Consider the following 17880-nt stretch of genomic DNA (forward strand, 5'->3'; position numbering starts at 1 on the left):
CTGGCCGATGAGGGTAGGGTGGCCCCAACGCGGAGTGTCTTCCTTAAGGATGTTGTAGGCGACCGGCAGTGCGGCAGCCAGTCCTGCGACGCTCAGACCGGTCAAGAGGCGGCGGCGGGTAAGGACCGGGCGCGGTGCGGGCCCAAGGGGCTCATACAATACGGGCCTGGTGGCAGGCTGCTCCTCACGGCTGAAAGAGTCGGCCTGGTGCCGGGTCGGTGACGGTGTTGTCGTCCTAGCAGTCGCTGGCGCGTCCTCGGCGGGCGGCGGTGCCGGTGGCGGCAGCAGTACGACCGGAGCCGTGGTGCTGGCTTCGATGGCCTGGCGCATCGCAGCGGCGTCCGGGTAGCGGTCTTGGGGATCTTTGGCCAGTGCGGTGGCCAGCACCTCGTCCCACCACGGCGCCAGGGCCGGGTTCAGCCGCGAGGGCGGCTCGGGAGTCTTCTGCAAGTGCTGAAAGAGCACGACCGTGGCCGAATCCCCCGTGAAGGGCGGCCGACCGGTCAACATCTCGTACAGAACGCATCCGGTGGAGTACAGGTCCGAGCGCGCATCGGCGGGCCTGCCGTCGGCCTGCTCGGGCGACATGTAGGACGGCGTGCCGATCACCACTCCGGTGGCGGTCAGCCGGGTCGCGGTCTGCGACAAAAGCCGGGCGATCCCGAAGTCCATCACCTTCACCCGCACCCGCCCACCGACGCGCTGCACCATGATGTTGGCGGGCTTGATATCGCGGTGCACCACCTGCCGTCCGTGACTGTGCTCCAACGCCTCCAAGACGGCCGAGACGATCTGCCCGGCCTCATGCGGTGTCAGCGGCTCCCCGCGCAGCAGGTCGGACAGCGTCCCGCCCTCCACCAACTCCATCACCAGATACGGAACCGGCTCCAGGCCGCCGACGTCCTCACCGATGTCATAGACCACCGCGATATTCGGATGTGACAGACCCGCCGCCGCCCGCGCCTCCCGCCGGAACCGCGCCCGGAAATCCTCACCGCGCAGCATCTCCGCAGGAAGCACCTTGACCGCCACCACCCGCTCCAATTCACGGTCACGGGCCCGGTACACCACCCCCATCCCGCCCCGCCCCAACGGCTCCAACAGCTCATAACGCCCCGACAAGACCTCCACCACACCGCTCCCTCCCGCCTGCCCGGCACGTGATCCACACCAAAGTACGGACAAAGCCGACCATGATCGGACCAAACCTCTCAACCAGACCACGACAATCACGTGGACGCGGAGCAGGGAAGGCCCACCTGGCACCTCAACGCCGAACGTTCGGTTCCGGAACCAAGCACCAGCCGGATGCCGACGTCGTAAAAGGGTGCCGCCAAGGTCGACGGACACCCCGATCCCACAACACGTTTCTCGACACCCAACAGAGTGATCCCCCTGGTTCCTCTGTGTCGATGTCAGAAGTGCTCTGCACAGATGCCAGGAGTTCTCTGCGCACGGCGGCGAGCGGTGCTGCCTTGTCAGTTGGCCGGTGGAGGGTTGTCGGCGGTTTCGGGGACGTAGCCGCAGAGCTGCGGGGCGCAGTGGGCCTTGTGGTCTCGGCCCCAGAGGTGGGTGTCTCTCTCGGTGGCGCGAGCCCGGTGGACGAGTCGCAGCTGCTCTCTTCGTGGCAGGGTGGAAGGCAACGCTGTGAAGGTCTCTGGGAGTACGGCAACCATGCAGCTGACCTGTTCGCCGTCGTACATCCGAAGGAGTCCGGTGCACTGCCACCAGCGGATCGTGCCGCCTCGGCTGCTGGAGCGGCCGGGCCAGTAGTAGTCCGCCGGATCCGGCACCAGGTAGTGGACGCCGTCGGGGTCCAGGTGGGCTCGTAGCCATGGTCCGCCTGCGCCCAGACCGAGCCGGAGCCGTCCGGCCTCTTCGTACAGGGCGCAGACCGCGTCGGTATTCAGGGCTTTGAGGACGTGTGCCTGCGCGGGCAACGGCTGGTGTCCAGCCGGCGCCCTGACCGGCCAGCGCCCCAGCAGAATGCCGACCCGCTGGCGCAGCGTCAGCGGCGACGGGTCCTTGCGGTGAGCCGGCAGGGGCGGCGGGGGCGTCCAGTTCCGTCCGGCCTGTTCGATGTGGCGCAGCATCCATGTGTGCCCTTCCGGGCCGGTGGTGTGCCAGGTCCAGCTCAGCGGCCGTTCGGCTATCGCCTGCTCCAGGCTGCTGCCGGCGGTTCCTCTGCGGGACGGCCTCCAGGGACGCGGCCGTGCGATCCCCGGCAGGTTGTGGCACAGGTCGGCCAGGAACCTGATGCGTTCCAGGTCTTCGTCTGGGGAGCTGTCCGTTGACCTGCGCCGGACGTCCCCGGCCAGATAGCGGATCTCGGTGAACGCGTGGGCCGCCAGCAGCGCGGCCACGTCCCGATCGAGCCTGGCCTGGCGGCGGCTCATGCCGCCCCGCCTGCACGGCCATGACCTGCGCGCTCCAGGACCCGGTAGACCGTCGCCCGACCGATGGAGAACACCTCCATCAGTTCGGCGATGGTGTAGTCGCCGGTGGCGTGCATCCGCACCAGTTCGGCCTGCTGGCGGGCGGTCAGCTTGGGCGCGCGGCCCTTGAGCTTGCCGCGGGAGCGGGCGATGGCCATGCCTTCGCGGGTGCGCATCTTGAGCAGGTCGGCCTCGAACTCGGCAAAGACGGCAAGCATGTTGAAGAACATCTTCGACATCGGGTCGGCGGGGTCGTAGATGCTGCCGCCCAGAGAGAGACGCACCCCGCGGGTCAGGAGGGTGTCGCCGATGTCGCGGGCGTCGGGGACGGAGCGGGCGAGGCGGTCGAGTTTCGGGACGACCAGGGTATCGCCGGCGCGCACGGCCGCCAGGGCCTGGTCGAGTCCGGGCCGCGCCCGGTTGGTGCCGGTGAGTCCCTTGTCGAGGTAGATGCGGTCTTCTGCGACGCCAAGACCGGTGAGGATCTCGGTCTGGGCGGTGAGGTCCTGCAGGACGGTCGAGCATCTGGCGTAGCCGATGAGTTCTCCCACCCGCCAACCGTACCGCTTAGCCCCCCTTCACCGGACACTTTCGCGGACTACCTATCTGAGACGGCGATGCGAGCGGTGGAGCTGCGGTTCGGTGATCTCTGTGCGGGGCCGGCTAGGTGTCCGGTTGAGGATCCTCTAACGGACACCGTTGGAGGGAGCGAAGCGACCGGGTTCGGGGTCGGGGAGGAAGGATGCGGGGGTGCCATGGCGGATCATGAAGTCGCGTTCTCGGTCGTACTCCTCACCAGTCCGGCTGTAGTGGGTGAGGATGCCGAAGATCTGGCGGGCTACGGCGGGATCGGTGCGGGCGGTGGCGAACCATTCCTCGACGTCTCGGGTGGCCTGTTCCCAGGAGCGGCGCAGTCCGTCGTGGACGAAGGCGCGTACCTCAACTGCCGGGTCGGGGCGGTCCCCGTCGTAGACGTCCTGGTGGGATTGGCGGGTCAGCAGGTGGCCGAGCGTGCCGCAGGTGGTGATCTTCCCGGTCCGGATGAGGTCCAGCGCGGTCGCGGTGGCCTCCAGCATCGCCTCCTGGCGCGCGATGCTGAGCGTCTCGTAGGGGCGCCACACCGAGATGCCTGCCCGGGGCGGCCAGGCGGCGGTGTTCCAGATCAGTTCGAGGGCTGCGGCCGAGCGCCGGCGAAGTCGGGAAGTGGAGATGCTGACCTCGTCCAGCAGGGTGCGCAGCATCCGCAGCCAGAGGCCGACGTGCACCGCTTGGCGGGGCAGGACGACCGTGCCGGTGGTCATGCCCATCCAGGTGAGCCGGTCGAGGGTCTGGATGTGTTCGGGCGCGGTGCGGTGGGGAGGCGGCTTTCCCATCGCGGCGGCCAGGGCGATGTCGCCTTCGGCTTCGAGGCGGCAGCCGTGTTCGGGGCAGGAGAGCATGAGCGGGATCGTGGCGGTCAGCGGGGTGATGGGATCGGGGGCCGCAGCGCAGACGGGGCAGATGCGGCGCGCTGCCCGTCGGGTCGGGCGGTCGGCTGGGAGCCAGGGCAGCCATCGCTCGACGGCGTTGGTTCCGGCCTCTCCTGGGATGAGCAGGACCGAGTCCTGGCGGGTGTAGGTGTGGAAGGCCTCGGAGCCGCGCTCGGCGTCGAGGGTGTCGGCCAGCCACGGCACCCATCCGCCGACCGTCATCAGCCGCAGCTCGCCCGACTCGGTGCCGGTCCGCATCGCGAGCGCCTCCAGCAGCGCAAGCGGCGGGTCCCAGTCCAGATCATCGGCGGTGGCACCGTTCAGCAGCGCGGAGGCCGGACCGAGGTTGTGCTGGAGCAGTTGCCCGACCGACAGGCGGTAGACGGCTGCCAGGCGGCCCAGCCACGACGTCAGCGCCTCGCCTGGGCGCGGCCGGGGGTGGATCGGCCACCGCCGGACACCCTGGGCCACGGTCATGTGAGTTCGCGTTCGAACAGGCGGCGCCGCTCGGTCGGGCCGGCGTAGTCGGCCATCAGCAGGGTGCGCTGGTTGATCGACTCCGATCCGGATTCGATGGCGGCAACGGAGGCCTCGGTGAGCAGGGCGGCGAGTTCGCCGATGGTGCCTTCGCTGCGGGCCAGCAGGTACTCGGCCATCTCCACCGTGGCGATCTGCGAGGGAACGCGGAGCGGGAAGGAGGCGGCGAAGCTGGCCAGCAACTGGCAGGCCTCCCCTCCGGGCTGCCAGCGGGGCAGGGCGAACGGGGTGAACCTGTTCTCCAGCTGGTCGTCGGAGCGGATCGCCAGATACGCCTCCTGGGTGCCGACCCCGACCAGAGGGATCTTCAGCTCATTGCCCAAAAACCGCAGCAGGTTGAGGAACTCGCGGCGGGCGTTGCCGTGGCCGGCCAGGGTGTTGTGCAGCTCGTCGATCACCAGCATGCGCACACCCGCCGCTCGCAGCAGGCACAGCGTCAACTGCTCCAGCTCGGCCAGCCGCATGCTGGGCCGCAGCGGCGCCCCGAGCGCGGTCAGCACCGCGGCATAGAAGCGGGCCACCTTCGGATCCGAGGGCATCTGCACCACCAGCACCGGCACCTCCTCCCGCTCCGGGTGGGAGATCGGCGGATGAGCGCGCCGGAACTTCTCGATGATCATCGACTTGCCGTTATTGGTGGCCCCGAGCAGCAGCAGGTTGGGCATCCGCTCCCGTTTCGGGTGCGCCAGCAGCGTCTCCAGCTTCGCCAGGGCCTGAGAGGCGCGGGTGTAGCCGATCCACCGGTCCGCCCGCACATACCTCAGCCGCTCGGCCGCCGGAAGCCGCGCCACCCGCCGGGCGATCTCATGCAGGTGCGACAGGTCTTCGGGGTCGGCGACCTCCGCCACCGTCACCACTGCTCGATCACCTCGAACGGCACCGCCGGCGCCACCGTCCCACCGTCGTGAGCGGGCGGCGGCATGACGGTCGCCGGCGCTGGCCGTGTCGGGATCACCGACCGGCGTTCCACGGCGCGGCGGGACCTGCGCGAGGCGCGGGTCTTTCCGGCGGCGTCCTCGGCGATCTGCCGCATCTGCTCCACCATCGAAAACAGCGCGTTCTCATCCACCTGGTCCCGGCCCAGCTCCCGCAGCCGGGCGACCGCCGCCTTCTGCTCCCACAGGCTGATCGGCGGCCGAGACAACGTCCGGTAGGGCACCGGCAGATAGGTGGTGCCGTCGGGGTCCAGCGCCCAGATCCGCGAGATGTCGCGGGGGTCGCGGCGCAGCACGAACTTCTCCAGGCCGCCGCGGCGGACGATCCACGGCTTGAGCCCGTCGCAGAAGTACTGGACGTGATCAAGGGTGAAGCCTGTGCGGGTCAGTGTCCGCCGCTCTACCGGCAGGAAGTCGACCAGGAAGGCCGTCTCGTTCGCGACCGTCGCCGGACGGCCCGACTCGGCGACGCCCTGCTCCCACCGCCCCGCCGGGGTCTGCTTCAGCGTGCCGTGCACCTCGCCGTGGTAGACCATCACCGCCAGCGCCAGCCACTTGTTCAGCTCGGCCAACGTCAGCACCGCGGTCGCCTGGCTGTCGTAGTCGCCACGTTCGGCGGGATTGGAGAACGTGGTGCCCGGCAGGTCGTGCACCATCTTCATCATCGTCCCGATGAGCCGCTCGATGATCCCGCCGAAATGCGGCGCCCCCAGCGGCCGGTAGGACTGCTTGATCCCGTGCTGGTCACAGCCCCTCCGCAGCGCCTCGCTCTTGAACTCGGCGGCGTTGTCGGTGAAGACCTCGCGCGGCTTACCCGACATCGGCCAGGCCCCGCTCACCCCGAGCCGCTCCAGCCACGGCCGCTTGTCGCAGGCCATGTGCGCCAAGCACAACCCCACCGCCAACGCCGACGGTGCCTCCAGCATCACCACCAGGCCCACCACGCAGCGGGACGCCACGTCGATCGCGGCCGTGACATACGGGCGGCCGATCGGCAGCCGATGCCGCTCATCCACGATCTCCAAATCCACGACCGTGTGGTCGATCTGCACCTGCTCCAGCAGGCCCTCGATCACCGGTACATCCCCACCCGCCGACCGCAACGCCCGCGCCGCGTCCGCGCCCTGACGCGCCGTCACTGACGCCACCGGATCCAACTGACCAATCCGCCTCTCCAACGTCCCCCGCGACGGAACCGCCAGCCCCCGGACCCGGCACTGCCGGACGACCTCCTTATAGACCGCGCTCACCGAACGACGCTGGCTGGACAGATACAGCCCCCGGATCGCCTCCAGCAGCAGCGCCTCGACCTCTTCACTCACCCGGGCCCGCCCACGCCCACCACTCGACCGCCGCGGAAGCAGATCAGAAACCACCCCCAAACCCGTCCGCCACCGCCTCAACAGCTCATAGACCTGGCGGCGAGAAACCCCCAACTCAGCGGCCGCCTCATCCACAGCAGCGATCCCGACCCGCCGCCCCTGAGCCAACCGGCCGATCACCTCAGCCCGCCGGACGGCCAGCGACCACTCCTCAGCCGAAGCCGTCAACACACCCAGCTCGGCCACACCCGCCACGTCGTCGACCACGCCGACCTCACCATCCGTGCAGACGAGTACAGACGAAGATCGACAGTAGTGCAGAGGAGTACAGAAATCCGAAGCATCCGAAGTCCTCTGCAATCAGCCCCGAAACACCAGGTCATCTGTGCAGAGGACTACGGGAATCGACACTCTGGCTGTCAGAGGGAGCTGTCGAGAACCGATCGATTTACGACAGTGTGCAGGGACCAGTGACCGCGTCCCGCGAGCAGCAGCCTGCGTTGGGAGCCGTTGAAAATCCGCAGGATCTTTCTGTGCCTGGCACGACGTCTCATGAGGTGTGAGTGACTCCCTACACCCCGCCGCCCACAACGTCTCTCTCCGCCGGTGAAGGAGGTGTGCCGGCCCGGTCCCGGTGGGTGCGGCCTGTCCTGGTCGTGCTCGGGACGGTCGCGGTGCTCGCCCTGCTGTTTGGCCCTCCGCTCCCGAACGTGGCCCCAGCCGCCATGTAGCTGTGGGTGATGGGGGGTACCGACGAAACTCCCCCACCAGGGAAGACTCCAAGCCCAAGGATGGGGGATTCCACGCTAACTAAGATCGTTTTCCAAGCCTCCATCGCCCTGCCACTTCACCGTGGCCCTCTGGTTCAGAGGAGCGCCGATGACAGGCCCCGAAGCAGTACTAAGCCCAAAACCACAGCAGGCCGATCTTGAACACGAAGACATACCGGATAACGTGCCTGGGTCGCGTCACACATGCGGGAGCGCGGCGGCCGCACGGTGATGGACCAAGCGCGGTAGGTGTCCTGCGGTGACAACACCAGATCGAGGAAGAAGCCCACCAGACCCGGAGCACTTCATGGTCGTCGCGCATGGAGTCCATGGCATCGACCCCAGCATATCTTCGACGGGCGGCAAGAATGCGGTGCAAAGGTGTTCATCTGATGATGATCTGCGCTGGATCATGCCCAGACGTGCTTCCTGCGGCTTCGGGAGCGTCCGGGTAGACCGGACTGAACTGGTGCGGTGACTGCTCTCAGCCCCGCGTCTTCCAGATCTGCACACCGCCCTTGTTGTTCGTGGACGCCAACAGTCCGCTATCCGAGCTGAATGCCATGTGCCGGACCGACCCGCCCAAGGGAAGCTCGGCAATGAGGGTCTGGTCCTCCATGTTCCACAGCCGGAGGCGGCTGCGGAGGGCACCGTCGTCGACGAGTATCCGGCTGTCGGGGCTGAACAGATGGTGTCTGTGGCCGGATTGTGTCGGGATCCGCCGGATCTCGGTGCCGGTGTCCGCGTCGCGCACGAAGAACGCCTCGGCTTCAGAATTAATCAGGAAGCGTCCGTCCGGCGAGTACGAGAATTTTTCATTCGGCAGAGAGAGGATCTCCGTGCCATCCGGTTTGCAGAGGGCCCCCGAGATGTAGTCGGATATGACGGCCGAGCGGCCGGTGGGGCTGACGACCATGTTCTTCAACGTCTGGCCGAGCACGGTGCTCTCACCCGTCAGAACGTCCCAGGACAAAATGGATGAGTCGCCTGTTCCTACGACGGATCTGCCATCGCCGGAGAAGGCCACCGACCGGAGCCATTTGTAAGTCCCGGCGAGCCGGATCCGGACCCGGCCCGTCTCCGTTTCACGCAACTCCAGGACATGATATGAGAGGCTCCTTTCGGCCAGGTTCATGGTGAGCGCGGTCCGGCCATCTGAGGAGAACCCCCAGAATCTCGTCAACCTGCCGGGGAGGCTCCAGAGGAGCTTGCCCGTGGCGGAGTCCCACAGCCTGGCACTGCCGTCTTTGGTCGCCAGAAACCGGCCGTCGGAGCTGAACTCGAGCCCTGACGACGAATCAGGTGTCTTCAGCGTGTGCTTCACCTTGCCCGATCCGACGTCCCACACATCGATTTCCCTATCGTGCATATCCAGGGACCTCGTGGCGAGGAGATCGCCGTCTCCGCTGAAGGCGAACTCCTCGGCCTCATAACCAAGGTGGAACGTCTGCAGCGGCTGGAAGGTCGGTGCTGCCGGTGCCGGGCTCCCGTCGCCGCCATCGAAGATCATGAGCAGTACGGCGAGTACGGCGGCGACGGTGACCATGGCGATCACGGGGACGGCAGCGGATCTGTGGATCACCGGCCCGGTCGGTCGGGCCGACGGGACGGCTCGGTCGTCGAGGAGCGTCGTCGACGGTTGCGGTGAGCGAGTCACGGGCGGTGCGGCCAGCGGTGGTGACGTCGGCGGGACGGCCTGTTCCGCAGATGGCTCTGGCCGCCGTGCGGCATTCGGGACGGGATCCGTGGGCGGCGTGCTTCCGGCAGGCGGCTCATCGAGAGCGGCGAGACGGTCGAGGACGGCAGTGGTGTCGGTGGGGCGGTCGGCGGGGTCTTTGGCAAGGAGGCCGGTAACGAAGTCTCGGAGGCCGGCAGGGATGGCCGGGGGCAGTTGAGGCGGAGGCTCGTCGAGGTGCCGGCGCATGAGGGCGACGAGGTGCTCGGCGGCGGAGAAGGGCGGGGCACCTGTGAGAAGGGCGTAGAGAGTGCAGCCGAGGGCATACAGGTCGGTATGGGTGGTCGAGGGCAGGCCGCTGTACTGTTCCGGCGCCATGTAAGCCGGTGTTCCGATGATCTGGCCGGTGACGGTCATGCCGCTGGTGGCGTCAGCGATACGCGAGATCCCGAAATCGCAGATCTTCACCGTACCGTCGTCAAGCAGCATGAGGTTGGCGGGTTTCAGGTCGCGGTGGACGATGCCGCGAGAATGCGCGGCGTCGAGCGCGGAAACGGCCTGCCGAGCGATTTGCACGACTTCGCGGACAGGAAGTCCGGACGGGTGGTCACGGAGGACGGCGTCCAGGTCACGCCCAGCCAATAGTTCCATGATGATGTAGGGACGACCGTCCTCGTCGCCGGCATCGAAGACAGTCGTCACGCCGGGGTGGTGGACGGCCGCGGCAGCGAGAGCCTCGCGGCGCAGCCGGGCGGACAGTTCAGGCTCCGCATCGAACCCAGCGGAAATGATCTTAACTGCGACGGGCCGGCGGAGAAGCAGGTCGACACCGCGCCAGACTTCACCCATGCCGCCTCGGCCGAGCAAGGCGTCCAGACGGTATCGGCCCGCCAGTTCTCTCGTCACAGAGCCTCCCGATTCCAGCCGCCAGCGTAATCACACTGATCGTTTCGGGACAGACCCAGGGCGGATCAAAGGTGGACATCGGAACTGTGCTCCTTGAGTCGACGGTGACGAACGGCGTCCCGTGATCTCGTAAAGAAGAACGAGCCGGACGCGTATGGCGTGGTCGAATCAGTCCTATGCGGCCACCGCGGTCAGGCCCTGCACACTGCTTGGAGACAATCACTGTGGCGTTGAAGAGCAGCACCAGCATCTGCATCCGCATCTGCACCACCGCACACCTCTAAGCGTGGTTCACGAACCGGGGCGGCACGGCGGCGAAGAACACGATGGTCTTGGGATTGCTCATACTGACAACGCATCCCTTCAGAAGGTGTGCAGGTCGTTGCGCGTCGACACCGACAGAAGATCGAGCGCACCGTCTCATGGCCGTGCGCTAGAGCGTCATGGCCATTTGTTCGTGGCTTCCCTCACCTCACACCCGCTCTGATCTACCACAGGAAACTCTCCCGAATCGCCACGTGAGACGTGCTCTTAATCCCGGTCTATGCCATCCTGGCCGAAATGACCATGGCGGGGGAAGGTGCCCTCTGTGCGGATCGTCGCGGACCGGTACGAGCTGCTGAAGCCTCTGGGGCGCGGTGGTATGGGGGTGGTCCACCACGCCGTCGACCGGGTGCTGGAGCGCGAGGTCGCCGTCAAGGTGCTGCCTGCGGAGATGCTGGGCAGCGCCACCTTCAAGGGGCGTTTCCGCCGGGAGGCCAAGGCCGCGGCGAGTCTGTCCCACCCGAATATCGCGCTGGTCCTCGACCTCGGCGAGGACACCACCGGGGACGAGCCCGTGCCGTTCATCGTCATGGAGCTCCTGGAGGGCCAGACCCTCGCGCAGTGCCTGGAGTCCGGGCCGATGAGCCCCGAGGACGCGGCGGCCGTCGCCGAGGGCGTCCTGGACGCGCTGCGGCACAGCCATGAGCGCGGAGTGATCCACCGGGACGTCAAGCCGTCGAACATCATGGTGCACCGCGACGGGGAGCGGCTCCGGATCAAGGTCATGGATTTCGGCATTGCCAAACTCGCCGCCGAGACCGCTACCCGGCTCACCGCGACCGGGACCCTCGTGGGCACCCCCGCCTACCTGTCGCCCGAGCAGGCCCAGGCCGAGCTCCTGGACCACCGCAGCGACCTGTACTCCCTCGCGTGCGTGCTCTTCGAGACCCTGACCGGACGCCCGCCCTTCACCGCGGACCTGCCGGCCGCGCTCCTGCTCCAGCACATCCAGAAGAAGCCCGACGCGCCGTCAGCCCACCGCCCCGGCCTGCACCCCGGCTGGGACGTCTTCATCGGCACCCTGCTGGCCAAGGACCCCGCAGACCGCTACGCCGACGCCGAAACCGCCAGCCACGCCCTGCGGACCCTCCTGGCCTCCGCCCCGGTACCGGTGGGGATGCCTCCACCCGCACCCGCACCCGCTCTCCCCGCCCGGACCGTCGTCGAACGCCACACCGTGCCCAGACCTACCACACCCGCCCAGCTCACCCGGCAGACGTCCCTGACCAGGCGATCCAAGGCCACCGTCGCCCTCGTGGCCGTTGTCGCTGGCCTCTTCTTCGCCTTGGACGATCTGGCCGAGAGAAACAGCCGGTTCTCCACCGATGGGGAGAAGAAGCGCGCTGACGCGGTCGTGAGCTCACCGGTCCTGTACACGCCTCCGGCCATTCGCTTCGAGGAGGGCGGCCTCTGGGTGGGGAGTGCCACCTGGGAAGACGGACCGACCAGCAAGGCCGACTCGACGGCCAGGTACTCGGAATTTAAACTCGAGCCGTTCACAAAAATGTCGAAGGGGGATTTGGTCGGTTCGATGTTCTACTTTCGATGGTCCTGCGAACAGGATGTCGTTGCCGAGGGTGACTACACGAGCACCGATGTGAAGTTTCGTTTCTCCCTCATCCCGACCGAATGGTACCAAAAGGGCAAGTGCCGCCAAGGCAAGATGACCGTTACCTTCAGCGCGGATCGCAAGAAGGCCGACATCGACATCAACTCCGGCGAGATCCACGGCACCTTCACGAAGCGGTGACGCCGCACCGCCGCGTCCCGCTCCTCAGGCTCCATAGGAACACGCTTGCAACATCTGGGTTGTTCGATCACTGCCGCCACTAGATGTAGAGTCTTCCGCAGCGCTGGTCCGCCTCGCCCGTCAGGGGGAGGCGGCGTGCGAGGGAACCCGGTGGGAATCCGGGACTGCCCCGCAGCGGTGATATCGAAGCACGCCTTGATGTCTCCCTCGACGATCCACTCATAACACCGTGGCTTCGAAGCGAGGTAACGCACCTCGGCGACCGCGTCATGAGCACGGCGCTTCGGGCGGAACCCATAGGAGCATGGGAGGAAATCCGCCTCGAAGATCGGCTCCAGCACCAGTTTCAAGGACGCCCGGACCACCCGGTCGGCGATCGCCGGGATCCCCAGACGGCGCAGTTTCCCACCCACCTTGGGGATCATCCGCTCCCGCACCGGCAATGGCCGGAAACTCCGTTCCCGCAACGCGGCCCGGAGCCCGGCCAGGAAATCCTCGACGCCCTGCCAGACCTCGATCGACTGGGTAGTCTGCCCGTCGACCCCGGCAGTGCGCCCGCCCTTGTTCCCGCTCACCCGATCCCAGGCCACCAGCAGGAAGCCCGGATCGCAGACCAAGTTGAGCAGGTCGTCGAACCGGCGATCGGGATCGTCACCGGCCCAACAGTGCAGCTTGGTCTGGATCCTCAGTACCCGGCGCTCCGCCTCCACCAGCGCGTGCCCCGGCTCGTCGGTATTCACCAACGACGATCCTCCTGACCTTCCAGCAACCACAACTGCTCGACTCGCTGGCCCCCTTCGCCCTGCATCCGGCTCTCCCGGACTCTTGCGGCGGGTCGTCACGCCCGCGACTACTACGAGGCCTCCGCCCCACCCCGCAGCCCTCAGACGGCAACGGTCCTGCCCTTCCACCAGGCCGGACGCCCGGCGGGGAGGGCGACCACGGGATGGTTCCCACGTTCACCAAGTGATCGCTCGGTCAGGGAGGCGCCTGGCTCTACTCCGGCAGCATCGCCGCGGCTACGCCACAGACCTTCACCGCGGCCTCCCCACCGCTCGAGCTACACGGCTTCGGAGTCCAGCCCCGGCCCCGAAGGACCCGCGGGTTCGTGCGCTGCGCACCGACCCATATCCACCAGATTTGAGCCGGCTTCGCTGTTACAGAGCTTCAACCACCAGTTCGCTTACGCTGCACCTTGCGACCACGCTCGACGAGCCCGCACCGTCTGGCAGTCCCGGCACGACCCGCCTTCGTCAGGACTGCTCCCACCCTCCCCGGCGCCCCCCAGGTCAGGCTGCCCCCAGCTTGATCAAGCCGCTGCGACGACCCGATGGAAGCGGTCTCTCACCGCCTCTCGATCACCATGGCGCCTCGTGGCGCACAGCTCGGCCGCGAAGAAACTCGTGGCGGCCTTGAGGATCTCGTTCGCCCGCTTCAGCTCCGCGACCTCCGCGCGCAGTTTCTTGATCTCCTCGGCCTTGGCAGTGGTGGTGCCGGGCCGCTTGCCCTCATCGACCTGCGCCCGACACCGTCTCGGCCGCACCGATGCCCAGCTTGGCCGCGACCGCTTTCATCGCGGCCCACTCGGTGGGGTAGTTCGGGCGGATCTCGGTGACCATGCGCACCGCACGCTCACGCAGCTCAGGCGGGTAAGGGGAGGGACGTGCCACGACTCGATCCTCTCAGGGAATCGAGCCTCCACCAGACCCAGAGCGGTTCAGGTGACGGTCCCACCGTTTGACCGAAACAGACAGACCGAACACTTGGCTGAACCGGATGAATCTCCGCGTTGACCGAAACGGACATCGTGCTGTCGTCGGTGACCGAGGCCGACGTCCTGACCGCGTCTTCTTGACCGTTGTCCTGGTGGTCGCCGGGGCCGACCCGAACGGGTTGAAGTTCGACGACCGCGCGGCGCTGGTGTCGTCGGAAGACGCGACGAAACTTGTGATCGAGGATGTGGCGGGTCGGAGTTCGGCTGGGGATGCCATCCGGCCGTCTACGCCGCGCGTCCAGCCGTCCGCAGCAGGAGTCCAGGGCGTCCGGCCTCGGGGTGCTGTTGAGGGTCGGTGCGTCAGGGGCTGAGTCTCCTCCTGGTCAAAGCCGCCACAACCGCACCGTCTGATCGTGGCTGCCGGTGACCAGGGTCGCACCGTCCCGATTGAACACCACGGAGTAGATGGCGTCGGTGTGGCCGGTGAGGGGCTTGCCGATGGGTCTGCGAGTGGCCGCATCCCACAACCGCACTGTGTCATCCCAGCTGCCGGTGGCCAGGATTGTGCCGTCCGAGCTGCCCGAGCCGCTGCTACGGCATCTGACCGGCCTCCACGATGCCGCCCGGGCCGAGGTCGACCGGCTCACCGCCGAACTCGAGACCGTCCAGCAGCAGCTCACCCGCTTGGAAGTCACCCGGCAGACCCTGCTCGACCTGCTTCCCCCGGCCCCGCCCGAGCCCGATCGGCCACAGCTCCCGCCCGCCTACCAGGATCTCCTGGCCGTCCTGGCCCAGCATCCCGGCGGCCTGCATGCCCGCGAGGCCTGCCTCGCCCTCGGCCTGCCCCACACCCACAAGAACACCGTCGAAGGCATCCGCGCCAAACTCAAACGACTCGTCAGCCGAGACCTCGCCACCGAACCCAAACCCGGACTCTTCACCATCAAGGCGGACGGAAACCAACAAAAGACCCTCTCAGGTGGGGGTTGAGTATGGATGAGGCGGAGAAGGTGGCGCTGACTCGTTTCGCCGAGGAATGTCCTGATGAGCCTCTCGCCGTCACGCCCGTCCCGTAAGAGTGCCTTAGATCGCTGGTGCGCCGACCCTGGAGATCGACCGACCGGAGGGGTACAAAGGAAGACGTAATCCCCTTCTCCAGGCGGGTGGAGTCGTGAGTCGAGCCGCGATGCGACAAATCCGATACATGTACCTGCGCGAGCTGGAGGTATTCCGCAAGCTCGCTCCCACCTATAGCTCAAGCTCCCCGACGAGGCCAGGGGTCTTTTATCAACTCCCTGAGAACCAGTACTGCGCAGTCGAACCCAACGGCAAGGGCTGGGACTACCACTACCCGAGTCGCTCGTTTGAGGACGAGGTCCTGGCCGCCGATGCGGACCGCTTGTGCACGGCCACGCGTGAACTTGTCCGGACCCTTGAAGATCTCGTGAGTCAGGAACGCGACCTGAGTAGCCACCCCTACCTAAGGGCTTCTCACCTACCCGGGGCCTGGTGGCGAGCCAGCCGACGTGAGCAGATCAAGCAGATGCGGAAGCAGTACCAGGCCGAACAGAGACGGCTGCACAACGAAGTCCTAGCCGCTTACCAACTCTATGACGAGCAGACCAGTGATCTAACGCCGAGGCGGGAGCAGGCCATGGCGCAGTGCCGGATGCGCCGAGCAGCAATCGGCCCCTACATACCCATACCCGGCGAGCCCCGCCAGCCAGCGTGGGCGTGCCGCATAGAAGCTTCCGATAACAGGCGGAAATTCGTCATCTGGCTTCCAACTCTGGACACAGCAGAGCCGACGAGTCCAGACCCGCTGCTATCAGACGCCACCCCCTACCGGATCCAGGAGGCACTCGACCGCGAACGCGCCGAGCACCCCTCCACCATCGTCCAGTGGGGGAGCGAGACAAGCCGTGCACTGTCCCAGCAAGAGGACGGCACTCTTACCAGCGAAGCGGCCACCTGGAAGGAACTAACGGGGGTGTGGATCGAGGAAGATCCCTCGCCTCCGCCCGAAGGGCGCCGCGGCTCTGGCGGGCACGGCCCTTCCAGCACCTACGGGAGCGATTTTGGCGGAAGTTGGTGACAACACAGGGGTCGCATGCCGCTCTGCCGCCGATGGGGAACCCTGACTTGTCACAAATCAGCGCGCCGGGATCTGCGCCGTCTGCCACACGGCGACGAGGTCTTCGAATGCCTCTCCTTCACCTTCGACTTGTACGCGGGACTCCATGTTGGTGCGAGGAGGAAGCAGGGAGGCCCAGCCGCGGCCGGTGATCTGGTCGCCGTCTGGGGTGACGAATGTGAACCGGTCACGGCCGATGGAGGCGGTGGCAACCGCGGCTGCGGCGGGGACGTTGAGGATGAAGAGCGGACGCCGCCGGTCGACGGGTGCCTGTACGGAGCATGACAGCAGCTCGTCGTCGGGCTCGTCCTGCGGCGGCTTGGCAGTGGCGTAGGCGCCCGTCCAGGCACCGTCGTTGATCGACGCCCGAACCTCGACCATGCCAGCGGCGTCCTGCTGGTAGAGCCGTGCAGAGGGCTTCGGACATTGACATCGCGCTTCACCGGCCGGGGCGTTTCATAGGTGACGGCCTGTGAAACAGGAGCGTGCTCCCCTCGCCAACTTGGCGGCTCTCTTAGCGGTCGATGAGCGGGTGCTGCGATCTGCCAAGGCCCGGTTGAGGCATTTGATCCGACCATGGTCGTTTTTGTCCGTACTTTGGTGTGGATCATGTTCCGGGCGGGTGGGCGGGCGGGAGTGGTGTGGTGGAGGTCTTGTCGGGGCGTTATGAGCTGCTGGAGCCGTTGGGACGGGGCGGGATGGGGGTGGTGTACCGGGCCCGTGACCGGGAGTTGGAGCGCATCGTGGCGGTCAAAGTACTGCCCGTGGAGTTGCTGCGCAGTGAGGATTTCCGGGCCCGGTTCCGCCGCGAGGCCCGCGCGGCGGCGGGCCTGTCGCATCCGAACATTGCGGTGGTCTACGACATCGGTGAGGACATCAGTGGCCGGGAGCCGGTTCCGTATCTGGTGATGGAGCTGGTCGAGGGTGGGACGCTGGCCGATCTGCTGCGCGGGGAGCCGCCGACACCCGCGGAGGCGGGGCAGATCATCGTGGCCGTCTTGGAGGCGTTGGAGCACAGCCACGGGCGGCAGGTGGTGCACCGCGACATCAAGCCCGCCAACATCATGGTCCACCGGACCGGCGGGCGGGTGCGGGTGAAGGTGATGGACTTCGGGATCGCCCGGCTGCTGTCGCAGACCGCGACCCGGCTGACCGCCACCGGAGTGGTGATCGGCACCCCGTCCTACATGTCACCCGAACAAGCCGACGGCAAGCCCGCCGATACCCGCTCGGACCTGTACTCCACCGGATGCGTCCTGTACGAAATGCTCACCGGCCGACCACCCTTCACCGGCGACTCGGCCACGGTCGTACTCTTCCAACACCTGCAGAAGACCCCCGAGCAGCCTTCACGGCTGAACCCGGCCCTGGCACCGTGGTGGGACGAGGTGCTGGCCACCGCGCTGGCCAAAGACCCCCAAGACCGCTACGCGGACGCCGCCGCGATGCACCAGGCCATCGAAGCGGGCCAGCCCATCCCCGCAATTCCGGTACCGCCTCCAGCCCCACCCCCTGTGCTTGAGCCCTCCACCTGGCTGGACGCTCCGCCTCCCGATACAGAGCCGCCTGGGCACACCCCCCGCTGGCCCGGCCCCGCAGCCCCCGACAGGCAGCCGCTACTCCGCCCGCCGACAAGGCGTCCCGCGGCCGCATCACCGCCGACCGTTCCATCCGATTCCCCGCGCTCCGATCTGCCCGCAAACCGGCTTCAGCAATACCTCACCCGTCGTAACGTCCTCGTCGCCCTGGCCACTGCCAGTGCGGTCGCGGCAATCCCCACCTATCTCCTCATCACCGAACAGGACTTCAGCCACCCCAGCTCAGTCAACTCAGTGGTGTTCAGTCCTGACGGTAAGACCCTGGCCACCGGCAGCTGGGATAACACGGTGCGGCTGTGGGAGGTGGCGAC

General features: G+C 67.1%; 14 protein-coding genes, 1 pseudogene and 1 riboswitch. Of the genes and pseudogenes, 5 read left to right on the plus strand and 10 right to left on the minus strand.

Going from position 1 to position 17880, the window contains the following annotated elements:
* The 7 genes from ABD140_RS38130 to ABD140_RS38160 form a co-directional block, all read right to left on the minus strand.
* A partial coding sequence (locus ABD140_RS38130) for a protein kinase domain-containing protein (RefSeq protein ID WP_344247605.1) occupies positions 1-1134 on the minus strand: 1134 nt, incomplete at its 3' end.
* Between the two features lie 344 nt (positions 1135-1478).
* Positions 1479-2396 carry a hypothetical protein gene (locus ABD140_RS38135; protein ID WP_344247607.1) on the minus strand — a complete coding sequence of 306 codons (918 nt, stop codon included), beginning with the start codon at positions 2394-2396 and terminating at the stop codon, positions 1479-1481.
* Positions 2393-2986, minus strand: coding sequence for a recombinase family protein (locus tag ABD140_RS38140; protein WP_344247609.1), 594 nt, complete (start codon positions 2984-2986; stop codon positions 2393-2395). Before ABD140_RS38140 ends, ABD140_RS38135 begins: the two co-directional genes overlap by 4 nt.
* A 135-nt stretch (positions 2987-3121) precedes the next feature.
* Positions 3122-4381: a TniQ family protein gene (locus ABD140_RS38145; protein WP_344247611.1), complete on the minus strand. Its 1260-nt coding sequence runs from the start codon at positions 4379-4381 to the stop codon at positions 3122-3124.
* Positions 4378-5298, minus strand: a complete 921-nt coding sequence (locus ABD140_RS38150) for a TniB family NTP-binding protein (protein ID WP_425544208.1) — start codon at positions 5296-5298, stop codon at positions 4378-4380. Before ABD140_RS38150 ends, ABD140_RS38145 begins: the two co-directional genes overlap by 4 nt.
* The gene (locus ABD140_RS38155) at positions 5292-6965 is read right to left on the minus strand and encodes a Mu transposase C-terminal domain-containing protein (protein WP_344247613.1); all 1674 of its coding nucleotides are present in this window, start codon (positions 6963-6965) and stop codon (positions 5292-5294) included. Before ABD140_RS38155 ends, ABD140_RS38150 begins: the two co-directional genes overlap by 7 nt.
* Before the next feature lie 987 nt (positions 6966-7952).
* Entirely contained in the window at positions 7953-10049 is a 2097-nt protein-coding gene (locus tag ABD140_RS38160) for a WD40 repeat domain-containing serine/threonine protein kinase (RefSeq protein WP_344247615.1), read from the minus strand.
* 589 nt (positions 10050-10638) lie between these two features.
* On the opposite strand from ABD140_RS38160, the gene ABD140_RS38165 reads away from it, so the two are divergent.
* Positions 10639-12123 carry a protein kinase domain-containing protein gene (locus tag ABD140_RS38165; RefSeq protein ID WP_344247617.1) on the plus strand — a complete coding sequence of 495 codons (1485 nt, stop codon included), beginning with the start codon at positions 10639-10641 and terminating at the stop codon, positions 12121-12123.
* Between the two features lie 87 nt (positions 12124-12210).
* Positions 12211-12374, plus strand: a riboswitch (cobalamin riboswitch).
* A gap of 18 nt (positions 12375-12392) precedes the next feature.
* Positions 12393-12881: a hypothetical protein gene (locus ABD140_RS40330; RefSeq protein ID WP_344247619.1), complete on the plus strand. Its 489-nt coding sequence runs from the start codon at positions 12393-12395 to the stop codon at positions 12879-12881.
* Positions 12882-13505: 624 nt separating this feature from the next.
* On the opposite strand, the pseudogene ABD140_RS38175 reads toward ABD140_RS40330, so the two are convergent.
* Together ABD140_RS38175 and ABD140_RS40290 are read right to left on the minus strand one after the other, a co-directional pair.
* Positions 13506-13793, minus strand: a pseudogene (locus ABD140_RS38175) (transposase); the annotation flags it as partial.
* 427 nt (positions 13794-14220) lie between these two features.
* Positions 14221-14484, minus strand: coding sequence for a WD40 repeat domain-containing protein (locus ABD140_RS40290; protein WP_425544209.1), 264 nt, complete (start codon positions 14482-14484; stop codon positions 14221-14223).
* Between ABD140_RS40290 and ABD140_RS38185 the strand changes: the two genes are divergently transcribed.
* Entirely contained in the window at positions 14372-14827 is a 456-nt protein-coding gene (locus ABD140_RS38185; RefSeq protein ID WP_344247623.1) for a hypothetical protein, read from the plus strand. The genes ABD140_RS40290 and ABD140_RS38185 overlap by 113 nt on opposite strands.
* Positions 14828-15041: 214 nt before the next feature.
* On the plus strand, positions 15042-15932 hold the full coding sequence (locus ABD140_RS38190; protein ID WP_344247624.1) for a hypothetical protein: 891 nt from the start codon (positions 15042-15044) through the stop codon (positions 15930-15932).
* A 57-nt stretch (positions 15933-15989) separates the two neighbouring features.
* On the opposite strand, the gene ABD140_RS38195 is transcribed toward ABD140_RS38190, so the two are convergent.
* Positions 15990-16352 carry a hypothetical protein gene (locus tag ABD140_RS38195; protein WP_344247626.1) on the minus strand — a complete coding sequence of 121 codons (363 nt, stop codon included), beginning with the start codon at positions 16350-16352 and terminating at the stop codon, positions 15990-15992.
* A gap of 260 nt (positions 16353-16612) precedes the next feature.
* Here ABD140_RS38195 and ABD140_RS38200 point away from each other — a divergent pair.
* Positions 16613-17880, plus strand: a 1268-nt coding sequence (locus tag ABD140_RS38200) for a protein kinase domain-containing protein (RefSeq protein ID WP_344247628.1), incomplete at its 3' end; no start/stop codon positions are given.

The sequence above is a fragment of the Actinocorallia libanotica genome, from assembly GCF_039525175.1.
GTDB classification, from domain to species: Bacteria; Actinomycetota; Actinomycetes; order Streptosporangiales; family Streptosporangiaceae; genus Actinocorallia; species Actinocorallia libanotica.